The organism is Bacillus sp. USDA818B3_A (assembly GCF_009928415.1).
In the GTDB taxonomy this organism is placed as follows: Bacteria; Bacillota; Bacilli; order Bacillales; family Cytobacillaceae; genus Neobacillus.
This window is the reverse complement of record NZ_JAABNN010000029.1, coordinates 24,666-37,435: the sequence shown is the minus strand read 5'-3', so window position 1 is coordinate 37,435 and position 12,770 is coordinate 24,666. Positions and strand designations below refer to the sequence as shown.

General features: G+C 38.0%; 13 protein-coding genes. 10 read left to right on the top strand and 3 right to left on the bottom strand.

Annotated features, from left to right (window positions below; translation table 11 throughout):
* Positions 1–275: 275 nt before the first annotated feature.
* Complete coding sequence (locus GXK58_RS24785; protein WP_160725844.1) at positions 276–788, bottom strand: DoxX family protein; 513 nt, start codon at positions 786–788, stop codon at positions 276–278.
* 245 nt (positions 789–1,033) lie between these two features.
* Here GXK58_RS24785 and GXK58_RS24780 point away from each other — a divergent pair, with 245 nt between their 5' ends.
* Entirely contained in the window at positions 1,034–2,362 is a 1,329-nt protein-coding gene (locus GXK58_RS24780) for an alpha-glucosidase/alpha-galactosidase (RefSeq protein WP_160725843.1), read from the top strand.
* Positions 2,363–2,451: 89 nt separating this feature from the next.
* Here GXK58_RS24780 and GXK58_RS27615 read toward each other — a convergent pair whose 3' ends face one another.
* Positions 2,452–2,583 (bottom strand): hypothetical protein, encoded by a 132-nt coding sequence (locus tag GXK58_RS27615; RefSeq protein WP_272928185.1) that lies wholly within the window; start codon positions 2,581–2,583, stop codon positions 2,452–2,454.
* A gap of 286 nt (positions 2,584–2,869) precedes the next feature.
* On the opposite strand from GXK58_RS27615, the gene GXK58_RS24775 reads away from it, so the two are divergent.
* The 9 genes from GXK58_RS24775 to GXK58_RS24735 all read left to right on the top strand — a co-directional run bounded on the left by GXK58_RS24775 (position 2,870) and on the right by GXK58_RS24735 (position 11,303).
* Positions 2,870–3,496 carry a metal-dependent hydrolase gene (locus tag GXK58_RS24775; protein WP_160725842.1) on the top strand — a complete coding sequence of 209 codons (627 nt, stop codon included), beginning with the start codon at positions 2,870–2,872 and terminating at the stop codon, positions 3,494–3,496.
* Between the two features lie 284 nt (positions 3,497–3,780).
* Positions 3,781–4,176, top strand: a complete 396-nt coding sequence (spxA, locus tag GXK58_RS24770) for a transcriptional regulator SpxA (protein WP_160725841.1) — start codon at positions 3,781–3,783, stop codon at positions 4,174–4,176.
* 44 nt (positions 4,177–4,220) lie between these two features.
* Positions 4,221–4,631 carry an RrF2 family transcriptional regulator gene (locus tag GXK58_RS24765; protein ID WP_160725840.1) on the top strand — a complete coding sequence of 137 codons (411 nt, stop codon included), beginning with the start codon at positions 4,221–4,223 and terminating at the stop codon, positions 4,629–4,631.
* 81 nt (positions 4,632–4,712) lie between these two features.
* On the top strand, positions 4,713–5,036 hold the full coding sequence (locus GXK58_RS24760; protein ID WP_160725839.1) for an IDEAL domain-containing protein: 324 nt from the start codon (positions 4,713–4,715) through the stop codon (positions 5,034–5,036).
* Between the two features lie 344 nt (positions 5,037–5,380).
* Complete coding sequence (locus GXK58_RS24755) at positions 5,381–6,409, top strand: LacI family DNA-binding transcriptional regulator (protein WP_160725838.1); 1,029 nt, start codon at positions 5,381–5,383, stop codon at positions 6,407–6,409.
* Positions 6,410–6,696: 287 nt separating this feature from the next.
* Complete coding sequence (locus GXK58_RS24750) at positions 6,697–7,962, top strand: ABC transporter substrate-binding protein (RefSeq protein WP_160725837.1); 1,266 nt, start codon at positions 6,697–6,699, stop codon at positions 7,960–7,962.
* 182 nt (positions 7,963–8,144) lie between these two features.
* Positions 8,145–8,984: a carbohydrate ABC transporter permease gene (locus GXK58_RS24745; RefSeq protein WP_237389775.1), complete on the top strand. Its 840-nt coding sequence runs from the start codon at positions 8,145–8,147 to the stop codon at positions 8,982–8,984.
* Positions 8,984–9,814 (top strand): carbohydrate ABC transporter permease, encoded by an 831-nt coding sequence (locus tag GXK58_RS24740; protein WP_160725835.1) that lies wholly within the window; start codon positions 8,984–8,986, stop codon positions 9,812–9,814. The genes GXK58_RS24745 and GXK58_RS24740 overlap by 1 nt, the downstream gene beginning before the upstream one ends.
* A 160-nt stretch (positions 9,815–9,974) precedes the next feature.
* Complete coding sequence (locus GXK58_RS24735) at positions 9,975–11,303, top strand: alpha-glucosidase/alpha-galactosidase (RefSeq protein WP_160725834.1); 1,329 nt, start codon at positions 9,975–9,977, stop codon at positions 11,301–11,303.
* Positions 11,304–11,543: 240 nt separating this feature from the next.
* On the opposite strand, the gene GXK58_RS24730 is transcribed toward GXK58_RS24735, so the two are convergent.
* The gene (locus tag GXK58_RS24730) at positions 11,544–12,746 is read right to left on the bottom strand and encodes a CynX/NimT family MFS transporter (RefSeq protein ID WP_160725833.1); all 1,203 of its coding nucleotides are present in this window, start codon (positions 12,744–12,746) and stop codon (positions 11,544–11,546) included.
* Positions 12,747–12,770: the final 24 nt, after the last annotated feature.

Genomic DNA, 12,770 nt, shown 5'->3' with positions numbered 1-12,770 from the left:
CAAATCTGATTTCTAATATATGAAGTTGAAATAATTCTAAATGCATATCGAGTTCCACTAAATAACGTGATTTTTTCTCTTTAACCATTTCAACAACCTCCAGAACAAATGTTCTATTTGATTAATTATATGGATAATTATAGAAATAATCAATTAATAGGACTCAGGAAGGCACAAAAAAAAACAGGCATTCATCACCTCATTAAAATAAGGTGCGTTCTGCCTGTTTGAATCGTAAAAGTAGAACCCTTTTCAACTGAGAAGGGTTCTTTTTATTAGGCGCTTTGCGAAAATTGTTTATTGTCGGCCTTTTTAAATAGCCCTTTTCTTAACACTGGAATGACCCAACGATCGATTCCTAATTTTCCAGCATTCGTTCCTGCCACAAGAATAAACATTCCCAGTAAAACCATCTGAGGATTTGTACTTGTTGTACCAGAGAACATATAGGCGAAATTCATCGTAAGCCCCATGAGAATAGAAAATGAAGTGAAGATCCCTAAAATTAATGCAGCCCCAACTAAAAATTCTCCCCAAGGAACTAGTATGTTAAATAAATCAGCGTATGGTATGGCAATCTCTTTTAAGAAGTTCCCCCACCATGGTTGAACAGAAGGGTGATCACCAGACATATTATTTACCGCTCCAACCATAAAGCCGCTTGCATCAAATTTCCCACTTGAGATTTTCCCCCAGCCGGCATTTAACCACTCCCATCCAAGATAGATTCGTAGTACAGTAAGCAGCAGTGATACATATCGATTTTCCTTTAATAATTGAATAAACATAATAAAACCTCCTAATTAAATGATATTGATAATCATTATCATTTAATTAGCTGTAATTATCAATAAGAAAAAAGAACTGTTTAATTTTAAAATATGGTAAATTACTCCTGTTCGCCTATTTTTAATAGATAGTTGTTTTTGAATCTAAACCCGCATCACTATTTAAAAATAATATTGGATACGCTTTCATTTGTTGGTATTATAAGGTGGAAACGAATACATAGCAAAAAATGGGAGGGAAAAACATGGCGAAAATTACGTTTTTAGGTGCAGGAAGTACGGTATTTGCAAAGAATGTTCTTGGGGACTGTATGCTTGTTCCAGCATTAGAGGGATTTGAATTTGCTCTTTTCGATATTGATGAACAGAGACTGCGAGATTCTGAGAAGATGCTTCAGAATTTAAAAGAGAGTTTAAATAAAAATATTGAAATTAAGGCGTATCTCAACCGCAAAGAAGCTTTAAGGGGTGCCAAATACGTCATTAATGCCATTCAAGTAGGAGGTTACCGGCCAAGCACAGTAATAGATTTTGAAATTCCCAAAAAATATGGGCTGCGTCAGACCATTGCTGATACCGTTGGAATTGGCGGGATCTTCCGTAATCTAAGGACCATTCCTGTTATGCTTGATTTCGCTAAGGATATGGAAGAAGTATGTCCGGATGCTCTTTTCTTAAATTATACGAACCCGATGGCAGTATTAACGGGTGTCATGAACCGTTTTACATCTATCAAAACGATCGGTTTGTGCCATAGTGTTCAAATTTGTACAAAAGATCTATTTAAATCACTAGGAATAGACCATGTCGGGATTCAAGAAAAGATTGCTGGTATTAACCATATGGCATGGCTTCTTGAAGTAAAAAGAAATGGAGAGGACCTTTATCCAGAGATTAAAAGACGGGCTAAAGAAAAGCAAAAATCTAAACATCATGATATGGTCCGGTTTGAATTGATGGATAAATTTGGCTACTATGTAACGGAATCCTCCGAACATAATGCAGAATACCATCCTTACTTTATTAAGTCCAGATACCCGGAATTAATTGAAAGATTTAATATCCCGCTCGATGAATATCCGCGCCGCTGTGAGGACCAAATTCAGCGATGGGAAAGCATGAGAGGGGATTTAGTAAACAATAAGGCATTAGATCATGTACGTTCTAAGGAATATGGGTCAAGAATCATAGAAGCTATCGAAACTAATATTCCATTTAAATTTGGCGGCAATGTTCTAAATACAGGAAGATTAATAAGCAATCTCCCTGAAAAGGCATGCGTGGAGGTGCCATGTATTGCTGACCGAAGCGGCATCACTCCGACCTATGTAGGCGATCTGCCTGAGCAGCTGGCCGCCCTAAATAGGACCAATATCAATACGCAGCTGCTAACAATTGAGGCGGCAATGACAAGAAAACGCGAATACATTTATCAAGCTGCAATGCTTGATCCTCATACAGCAGCAGAATTGTCCCTTGATGATATTGTTTCACTATGTGATGATTTAATTGAAGCACATGGAGAGTGGCTTCCTGCATTTAAAAAGAATGAGGATACAGCCTTAACCATATAAGGGCTGTGAAAAAGATCGTAGAAGTTAAACCTTGTCGTAATCGGCAAGGTTTTTTTCTTAACCCCTTCTCGCCTGAGCGGAGGTGTTTATTATGCATCCATTTTATTAGATTCGTTAGAAAAGAAATCAAAAAAAGCATGAACAATTTCAAACGATTGATATGTTACTAATGTTAAGGCTGCGACACTAAAAAATACAATGGGAATGAGCCGAATCCACATTTATTTCCCCTCCCTTATGTTTCGACTTACTAAATATTTGTGCGCTAACTATCTTAAAAGAAAATTATTAATAAGTAAAAGGTTTTGCATTTGGTAGATATTTGAAGTGGTATAGGAGGGGATTTAAAGAAGAAGAGAAAAAAGGAATTAGAAAAAATTCAATTACAAGATTTATCGTTCTCTTAAAAAATAATTTTACCTCTAAACAGAACAGATGTTTTGGTATAAAATAGTTTATGTCTATTTTGTTTTATTACATAAATGATTTAAGAGGTGGAATATAAAGGTGAATGGTACATCACATGCAGTAATTGGTTCAGCAACAGGATTTGTTGTAGCTAATTCATTTCAAACCTCTCCGACTGCAACACTCTTGTTTGTTGGATTGGGAGGAATTTCAGGTTTAATTCCTGATCTCGATATTGACGGAAAGCTTCGCGGTAAAATTACTTTGTCGCATAAAGTAATTAGGCTATCTGCTATGATCATTGGAATGCTCATGATATTTTATAGTTTCTATGAGAAAACAATGGCAGAAAGATGGCTTGGGGTTGGAATTGGAATTTTGATTATAGTGGCAGCCTCCTTAATTAAGCAAAAACATATGTTAACCATTACAGGAATTGCGGTCATGGTGGGAGGATTCTCTTTAGGGGAACTTTGGCTGATTTTGCTGGGGATTTACATTGTGATTGCGTCCTTTACATCTCACCGCAGCTATACCCATTCGCTCTTAGGTATTGTTTTCTTTGGGATTATTGCTTCTAATTTAGAGGCTTCGCTTGGAATACAGGGTATTTATTATACTTGTCTTTGCGGTTACATCAGTCACCTGATAGCTGATTTAAAAATCCTGCCATTTAATAAACGGGGGGTTAAGTTGTTTTTACCACTGTCATCTAAGGAATTATAACGTTGATGTATATTCGCTTAGTTCAAAATTCATTTATTCATTCTAATTAGAATTTTTTTTTTTCTTAATAAAAAGGAAAATGACGTGTGCCCATTCACACGTCATTTCTTACAATTGTTTTAATTTTTAAAGATGGAAAAAAAGGTTGACTTTATCAACTGTAAATATTATTATTACAGTAGGAAATAAAAAGAGTTTTTATATTTTTCGTTAAACTGTAAGCTTTTTTATTACATTTTAACCGATTTTAACTACAATATCCACTTGTAAGGAGTGAGAAATTTATGATTACTATTTATACGACACCAAGCTGTGGTTCTTGCAGAAAAGCAAAAGCGTGGTTTGAAGATCACCAGATTGAATATATTGAAAGAAACATTTTAGCTAATCCTCTTACAATCGATGAGATTAAATCGATTCTTCGATTGACAGAAGAGGGAACCAGCGAAATAATCTCAACTAATTCAAAGACCTTCCAAGAATTGAATATAAATATTGAATCACTTCCACTCAATGAATTTTATCAATTGATTATGGATCATCCAAAAATGCTTCGCCGGCCCATCATCTTGGACGAAAAAAGATTACAGGTTGGATATAACGAAGAAGAAATTCGCAGTTTTCTACCCCGTAAGCTTCGCAATTTTTTGAGTGCCGAATTGCAAAAAATGGCTAATTAAAGATAAAATAAAAATAAAGTTTTATTTCTTAGGAGGGCAGGGCCATGAATAGTGATTTTACACTTGCGATTCATAGTTTAACTTTTCTTGCGCTGCAGCCCGACCGGATGTCAACAAGTGATGCTATTTCAGCGAGCGCCTGTGTGCACCCTGTGCGGATCCGTAAAGTGCTAAGTTTGTTAAAAAAACATGGTTTTATAAAGTCAAAAGAGGGAACAGGCGGAGGATTTATGTTTGCTTTAGACTTAAGTGAAGTGAGTCTCTGGGATATATATAAAATTACCTCTGATGGAGCCCTCCAGCCTAAGTGTCCCGAATCAAATGAACGGTGTATTGTTGGCGCAAATATGCAAAGCGTCCTATTTACGATTTTCTTAGGTGCGGAAGAACACCTGGGTGAATACTTAAAAAACTACACCATTAAGGAAGTTATTGATCTTATTAATCAAGCTTAATAAGTGTCCAAGGCTTCTTTTTATTTTAAATGTAATAAAAAAAGTTACAGATAGGCATTAATTTTAAGAAGGTGAATAGATGTGTTTGAAAATAATACGATTTTAAAAATAGGTGACTGGGTTAAGGGACAATGGGACGGGGGATTAATCATTGGTTACATTGAATCACAGGAGAATCCAAGGATTGTAAAGGTAAGAATCGTTACTAGTGACAATAACGAGATTATCGGTAAAACGGTATCAATGTTGAGTGTGTCTATTAAGAAACTTCCCGATTCTAACGTAACTAACAAGGCACAAATCCAAAACTTAATTGATTTAGCTTTATTGACCGGAGATGAAGAGTGGTTTATTGAATTGTCTTCGAAGTTAAAAGCAATGAATGAGCTAGTAAAGCAATCGTAATAAATCATCATAAAATGTAAAAGGCCGCCAGATATTTCTGGTTGGCCATTTTTTGTTTTATACACTGAAATTTTTAGTGAAAAAATAACTAACCATTACTAATATCCTCTGAATTCTATCCTGAAAAAGTATTATAAGAGATATTTATGATACTTTTGTTAAATTCGGCATTGGACAACTTTATATTCCTAGGAACCTTAGAATGTCAGGTTTTACTTTTACTAAATTTTCTAAAAATAATATTGAAAACCCTTTCAACAGTTGGTATGATTAGGAAGAACATAGTAAATAATTTAGTGATATTTTGTTAGATGTTAGTAAAACATTTAGTGGGGAGTTTAAAAATGGCGACAATTAAAGATATTGCAAACAGGACAAATGTATCTCCTACCACTGTTTCGAGAGTGTTAAATAATGATCAGACCATTTCCGTTTTGGAGGAAACTCGTCTTCGTATATTTCAAGCTGCGAAGGAACTTGGTTATAAGACTATACTTGAGCGGCAAACAGAAAAACAAATGGAAAATGCAAAAAAGACACCAAATGTTGGGATATTACTCTGCCAGACATTAGAAGAAGAGATGAGTGATCCTTACTTCTTGTCCATTCGTCAAGGGGTAGAGGAGGAGTTATTAAGACAAGGAATTACGACCACCAGCATGGTCCGCCTTCATGATACAGGCTCTAATCCACAAATTCATGACTTTGATGGTTTGATAATAATTGGGAGAATTAGCGATAAAGCCCTCAAAAAAGTTAGCGATCATATTCAAAATGTTGTGTATATTAACCATTCTCCTGATGAAACTCTTTATGACTCAGTGGTGATCGACTTTGTTAAATCAACGGAACTAGCATTGAAGCATCTATTAAAACTGGGCTACAAACGTATCGGCTACATTGGCGGAGAAGAAAAGGAACATGTGAATAGCGGAAAAGTGAAGATTGAGGATGAGCGGCTTACCACCTATGAAAAGGTGATGGAAAGAGAGGGGTTATATGATCCAAGGTGGACATTTATCGGTGAGTATCAAATGTCCCAAGGATACGCATTAATGAAGAAAGCGCTTCAATTAAAGGGTTTGCCCGAAGCCTTCTTCATTGCGAGTGATCCAATGGCAATTGGTGCCTTAAAAGCCCTGCAGGAAGCCAACCTTTCAGTCCCAAGCGATGTAGCGATTGTAAGTTTTGATGATATTGAAATTGCTCAGTTTACAAGTACCCCATTAACTACCATAAAGGTCCATACAAGGGAGATGGGCCAAACAGGAGTAAAACTACTAATGGACCGGTTAAATGGACGAACACTTCCTTTAAAAGTCGTTTTACCCTCTGAATTGGTCGTTAGACAAAGCTGCGGGGCCGTAAGATAGGCTGTCCGCATACCTTTTATTAACCTCTTTGAAGGGAGTGATGCTATGGACAATGGAAAATAGGGGAGGCTTACTCATCCGTAATCTACTAAAAGATTTTGTGACGGCCAATCACTAATTACGATGGATGAATAAACCCCGAACTTCCTTAAATAAAAAGGAGTATCTATATTATATAGTGCTTCCTTCCTATGTCAAGTAAAGTTGTCTAGTACTCTTCTATTGTTCAAATTAGCTTTTGGAAAGCAATGAATCATCTACATTTGGAAATCCAGGGGGTATCTATTATGAAGAAAGTATTTAAAGCTATAGCGATTGCAGCTTCCCTTACGACGGTAATGGCGGGCTGCTCCAGTAAGAGTTCGTCATCCAGTGAAGGCGGGAAAGTAACCTTATCACTCTATTCCACCGTAACAAATGAAGCTGACCAGAAAACACTCACAAATGTCATTCGAAAATTTGAAAAAGAAAACCCTGCTATCGATATTAAATATAATTATCCTGCTGATGGTTATGAAGGAATGCTGCGTGTTAAAATGGCAGCCAATGATATGCCTGATTTATTCGATACCCACGGCTGGGCCCAAAAAAGGTACGGTAATTATGTTGAGGATTTAAGTGATATGGATTGGGTAAAAGACCTTGATCCTGCTTTAGATCCCATCTTGAAAGATGATAAAGGGAAAGTCTATGCCTATCCATTAAATCAGGCGAAAGACGGTATTACATATAATAAGTCACTATTAGAGAAGTATGGAATTCAACCTCCAACTACGTTTGATGACTTCATGACGGCACTCGAAACGATTAAAAAGAAAAGTAAAGGAGAAGTCACTCCATTATGGTTTGCTGGTTCGGATAAATCGTCATTTGGCCAATACTTTGACCAGTTTTTAACACCCTTATTCGTGACAAAATCAAACCCTGATTCCGAGAAACAATTAGAAGAAGGAAATATCAATTGGTCTGACTACACCTTCCTTCCTGATAAACTCAAGGAAATGAAGGATAAAGGCTTATTGAATGAAGATGTCTTAACGGCTCAAAATCAGCAAATGACGGAACTAATGGCGCAAAATAAAATTGGATTTATTATTGGCGGCGGGATGTTAGGACCATCTGTAGAAGAATTAAATCCTAAAGTGAAATTAGGGGTTATTCCAATGCCTGTGATTCATTCAGGGGACGACCCAGTTTGGATTGGCGGAGAACGCCACACACTTGCTTTATGGAAGGATTCAAAGCACAAGAAAGAAGCCAAGAAGTTTCTCGAATATATATCACAGCCGGAAATCGTGAAAGAAATTGCCGAAGGGACCTCATTACCTGCGGGGTTAACGAATACAGATGCAAAAAACTATTATTCTAGTGATTATGAAACATTTAAGGATATAAAAGTCCAGCCATATTTTGACCGCGTTTATTTACCTAGCGGTATGTGGGATGTTCTTGGTGGAACCGGACAAGAATTATTATCTGGAAAAATGTCACCGAAGGATGTGTCGAAAAAAGTGGGCGAGGAATTCAAGCGTTTAAAGGATCAGAAAAAGTAAGGAACCGGGGATGTGGTATAGGGGCGACAGACAAGCTTATCTGCCCCGTACTCCAACCGAAGAAGATCTTTTATAGGAGTTGAATACTGATGATAGAAGCAGAAACTCGAAAAGCAGCACCCACGAAGACAAAGGTAAAACTAGACAAAGTTCATATCCAAAAAGAGTCATCCCTTTGGTGGATGTACCTTCCAGCTCTCGCCTTAATTTGCTTTTTTATTGTATATCCTTTTCTGATGGGGATTAAAATCTCATTTACCAACTGGGATGGTTTTTCCCAGACCTATGATTATATAGGATTGAACCAATATTCAAGGTTACTGAGTGATCCGGATACATGGCTGGTCGTTGGGAATACGTTAATCTACGGGATAGGAAGTACCCTGTTTCAAAATATATTGGGGCTCCTTTACGCATTATTACTGAACCAGAGTATTAAAGCGAGAGCAATCACGCGAACGATTGTTTACCTCCCTGTTATTATCAGTCCATTAATTATGGGATATATCTGGTATTTCTTCTTTGCCTTCCAAGGAGGGGCCCTAAATGATGTATTGCAATTTATCGGTTTAGATAAAATCAATGCCTTAGCCGATCCAAATATGAATAAGTGGATCATCGTGTTCGTCAATACTTATCAATTTGTAGGGGTGGCGATGATTATCTATCTGGCAGGCTTACAAAGTATTTCTAAGGAATACTATGAAGCTGCTCAAATAGACGGTGCTTCTGCTTTTCAGCAGTTTAAAAATATAACACTGCCATTATTGATGCCCTCTATCACGATCAACATGGTGTTAAACATCATTGGCGGATTGAAATTATTTGATGTGATTGTTTCACTTACTGGCGGTGGACCGGGGAATGCTTCCCAATCGATGTCGACATTTATGTATGACTTGTATTTCAACAGACAGGACGCCGGTTATGCTGCTACGGAAGGTGTTTTAATGGCAATCATCATCCTTATCATCAGCTTGGCCACTCTCATTTTCTTTAAGCGCAAGGAGGTCGAGGCATAGTGGAATCCTTGAATAAACGAAATAAGACCATTTTAACCATCATTGCTCTTGCTATTACCTTATTTCACTTAATCCCGTTTTATATCCTATTTACAACTGCTTTTAAAGAAAGAGGGGACTTTAGCTCCAAATGGGCTTTTCCTAAACAATGGTCTTTCGCCAACTTTTCCGAGGCCTGGGAGATGGCTAATCTGGGAACTGCCTTTACCAATACGGTTATTATCACCTTTTTTTCAGCTCTATTATTGATTGTATTTGGATCCCTGGCAGCCTATCCGCTTGCTAGAAGGCAAACCAAATTAAATAAGTATATGTATATGATATTTATCTCTGTAATGGTCATCCCGCCATTAACTGCTTTAGTTCCCTTATACAATTTGGTCGTGGATATGGGGCTGATGAATACCCACCTCATCGCCATTTTAAATAACGTCGCTTCTTTTATGCCATTAACGATCTTCTTATACGCAGGCTTTATCCGGTCCACCATTCCGAAAGAATTGGAAGAGGCAGCAAAAATTGATGGAGCCAGTACAATTGGTACATTTTTTAAAGTGGTTTTTCCTTTATTAAAACCAATTACTGCCTCGATTCTCATCATTTCCTGCGTCTATATTTGGAATGACTATCAATTTGCGATTTTCTTCCTGCAGGCTGACGAAGTGAAGACCATCACAGTGGCTCTGTCAGGATTCTTCGGATCGAATTCAAACAACTTGAATCTAGTTGCCGCCGCCGCCATTTTAGCTGTATTGCCAATGGCTGTTCTCTTCTTGTTTCTGCAAAAGCACTTTATTCAAGGTTTATCTGCCGGTTCTGTGAAGGGATAATCTGTTTGGAGTTTGGAGAAGCAGTAAATAGTGTAGCATGACCATGCAAAACAATGTATATATCTAGCTGGAGGTTGCTATAAGAGGCGACTTCCCTCACAATGGTTAAACTTTCAAGTTTATCATAATAAAAATATTAAAGGAAACAGGAGGAACAAACATGTCAAAAATTACATTTTTAGGTGCTGGAAGTACGGTATTTGCAAAGAATGTGCTGGGGGACTGTATGCTGGTTCCAGCATTAGAAGGATTTGAATTTGCCCTCTTTGATATAGATGAACAAAGACTAAGAGATTCCGAGAATATGCTTAAGAATTTAAAGGAAAGTTTAAATAAAGATATTAAAATAAACGCCTACCTAGATCGAAAGGAAGCTTTAAGAGGCGCTAAATACGTTATAAATGCCATTCAAGTCGGCGGATACCGTCCAAGTACCGTGATTGATTTTGAAATTCCTAAAAAATATGGGCTGCGCCAGACCATTGCTGATACGGTCGGAATTGGCGGGATTTTCCGTAATTTAAGAACGATTCCTGTTATGCTTGAGTTTGCTAAAGATATGGAAGAAGTATGCCCTGATGCCCTTTTCTTAAATTATACAAACCCGATGGCCGTATTAACAGGAGTGATGAATCGCTTTACATCAATCAAAACCGTCGGCCTGTGCCATAGTGTTCAAGTATGTACGAAAGAATTATTTAAATCATTAGGAATGGACCATGAAGGCATTCAAGAAAGGATTGCAGGCATCAACCATATGGCATGGCTATTGGAAGTAAAAAGAAATGGGGAAGACCTTTATCCTGAGATTAAAAGAAGGGCGAAAGAAAAGCAAAAGACGAAACATGATGATATGGTCCGATTTGAATTAATGGATAAATTCGGCTTTTATGTAACGGAATCCTCTGAACACAATGCGGAATACCATCCATACTTTATTAAGTCCAGGTATCCGGAATTAATTGACAGATTTAATATCCCGCTCGACGAATATCCACGCCGCTGTGAAGAGCAAATTCAGAGGTGGGAAACGATGAGAGGAGATTTAGTGAACAATAAGGCATTAGAGCATGTTCGCTCTAAAGAATATGGTTCTAGAATAATCGAAGCCATGGAAACGGATATTCCATTTAAGTTTGGCGGGAATGTTCTAAATACCGGAAGATTAATCAGCAACCTTCCGGAAAAGGCTTGCGTGGAGGTTCCGTGTATTGCCGATCGGAGCGGAATCACCCCAACGTATGTAGGAGATCTTCCTGAGCAGCTGGCTGCACTGAATCGCACCAATATCAATACGCAGCTGTTAACCATTGAGGCTGCAATTACTAAGAAACGCGAATATATTTATCAAGCAGCGATGTTAGATCCTCACACATCGGCAGAATTGTCCTTAGATGATATTGTTTCACTATGTGATGATTTAATTGAGGCGCATGGAGAGTGGCTGCCGGAATTTAAAAAGAGTGAGAATACAGCCGTAACCATATAGGATGGCAAGGAGATTCAGATTGGAGAATCATATTGGACTAAAAATTAAGCATACTGCGGGTGCTGGGATTTAGAGAAAAAGGAATGATAGGCTTTGAACCTTGTCAATCGGCAAGGTTTTTTTTTATAAAGAAAAACTAATCAAACGTTTGATTAAATCGTTATATTCCTTTATACATAAGGCTTTTATATACTAACCAAACGATTAATCAATTAAAAAGCCAACAATCGCTGTTGGCTTTTAAACATAACGATTTCGCCCTGACAGCATTCCAAAAATCATAAGGACTACAGAAATGGCTGTTAAAGCAATAAGTGGAATGGTCCATAAGTGGGTCATATCATATAGATAGCCAATCAGCAAAGGACCAATAGCGGCAAGTATATATCCAGTAGATTGTACCATCCCAGATAACTCCACAGCCCGATTGGCGTTCTTAGAACGAAGGCCAATATAACTTAAGGACAATGGGAAATTTCCTCCAAGCGCCACTCCTATAAAAATAATACTTATGATTAAGGCAGGGTAGGATGAGCTTAATAGTAAGCCAGCATATCCAATTATAGATAGCAGGCCTAAAAACAGTGCAATCCATACCTGAGATTGGTAACGTCCAGCGATGACAGGAATCAAAAAACTAGCGGGCATTCCAACTAGCTGAGTAATGGAAAGCAGCCAGCCAGCAGTACCCATACTCAGTCCATGACTGTGAAGGATTTCAGGTAACCATGAAACGGTTACGTAAAACAAAAAGGATTGAAAGCCCATAAATAAGGCAATCTGCCAGGAAAGCGGTGACGTCCACATTTCTTTAGAACTTGAAGCAGTTTTTTTGATTCCGTGATGCTCTCCTTGATTAAACCTCAGAAGATAAGTCCATAACAAAATCGCTATAAAGGCAGGAATTCCCCAAACGATTAAAGCTCCCTGCCACCCTAGGTTTAAGCCGCTTGCCAGTGGAACACTGACTCCGGAAGCCAGGGATGCAACCAATCCCATGGAAGTGGAGTAAACACTCGTCATAAGACCGAACTTCTCAGGGAATTTATCTTTTACCACGGCAGGCAGCAGAACATTCCCAACAGAAATACCTACTCCTATTAAAAGAGTCCCAGCGAACAGGAAAAACGTGCTCGGGATGGATCGAATAGCAAGACCGATAACAAGTGCAATTAAACCAAGCAGCAATGTCATCTCATTCGATAAACGATTAGCAATCCTTGGAACAACCGGTGACATCGCTGCAAAAACAAGTAAGGGGAAACTCATTAATAAGCCTGCACTCCAATGTGCAAGTCCAATATCTTCCTGGATCATTCCAACTAAAGGCCCTACGGAAGTGATTGCAGGGCGCAGGTTAAAGGCCACGAGTACAATGCCGGTAATAAGTAAAAATATATAGGTTGATTTTGTGTGTGCAGATGATTCATGTTGTAACTCCACTACTAAGGCTCCTCTCTTTAGATA

Coding starts and splice junctions, on each gene's coding strand:
- GXK58_RS24785 (WP_160725844.1), bottom strand. CDS start 788: ATGTTTATTCAATTATTAAAGGAAAATCGATATGTATCACTGCTGCTT.
- GXK58_RS24780 (WP_160725843.1), top strand. CDS start 1,034: ATGGCGAAAATTACGTTTTTAGGTGCAGGAAGTACGGTATTTGCAAAG.
- GXK58_RS27615 (WP_272928185.1), bottom strand. CDS start 2,583: ATGTGGATTCGGCTCATTCCCATTGTATTTTTTAGTGTCGCAGCCTTA.
- spxA (WP_160725841.1), top strand. CDS start 3,781: ATGATTACTATTTATACGACACCAAGCTGTGGTTCTTGCAGAAAAGCA.
- GXK58_RS24765 (WP_160725840.1), top strand. CDS start 4,221: ATGAATAGTGATTTTACACTTGCGATTCATAGTTTAACTTTTCTTGCG.
- GXK58_RS24755 (WP_160725838.1), top strand. CDS start 5,381: ATGGCGACAATTAAAGATATTGCAAACAGGACAAATGTATCTCCTACC.
- GXK58_RS24750 (WP_160725837.1), top strand. CDS start 6,697: ATGAAGAAAGTATTTAAAGCTATAGCGATTGCAGCTTCCCTTACGACG.
- GXK58_RS24745 (WP_237389775.1), top strand. CDS start 8,145: ATGTACCTTCCAGCTCTCGCCTTAATTTGCTTTTTTATTGTATATCCT.
- GXK58_RS24735 (WP_160725834.1), top strand. CDS start 9,975: ATGTCAAAAATTACATTTTTAGGTGCTGGAAGTACGGTATTTGCAAAG.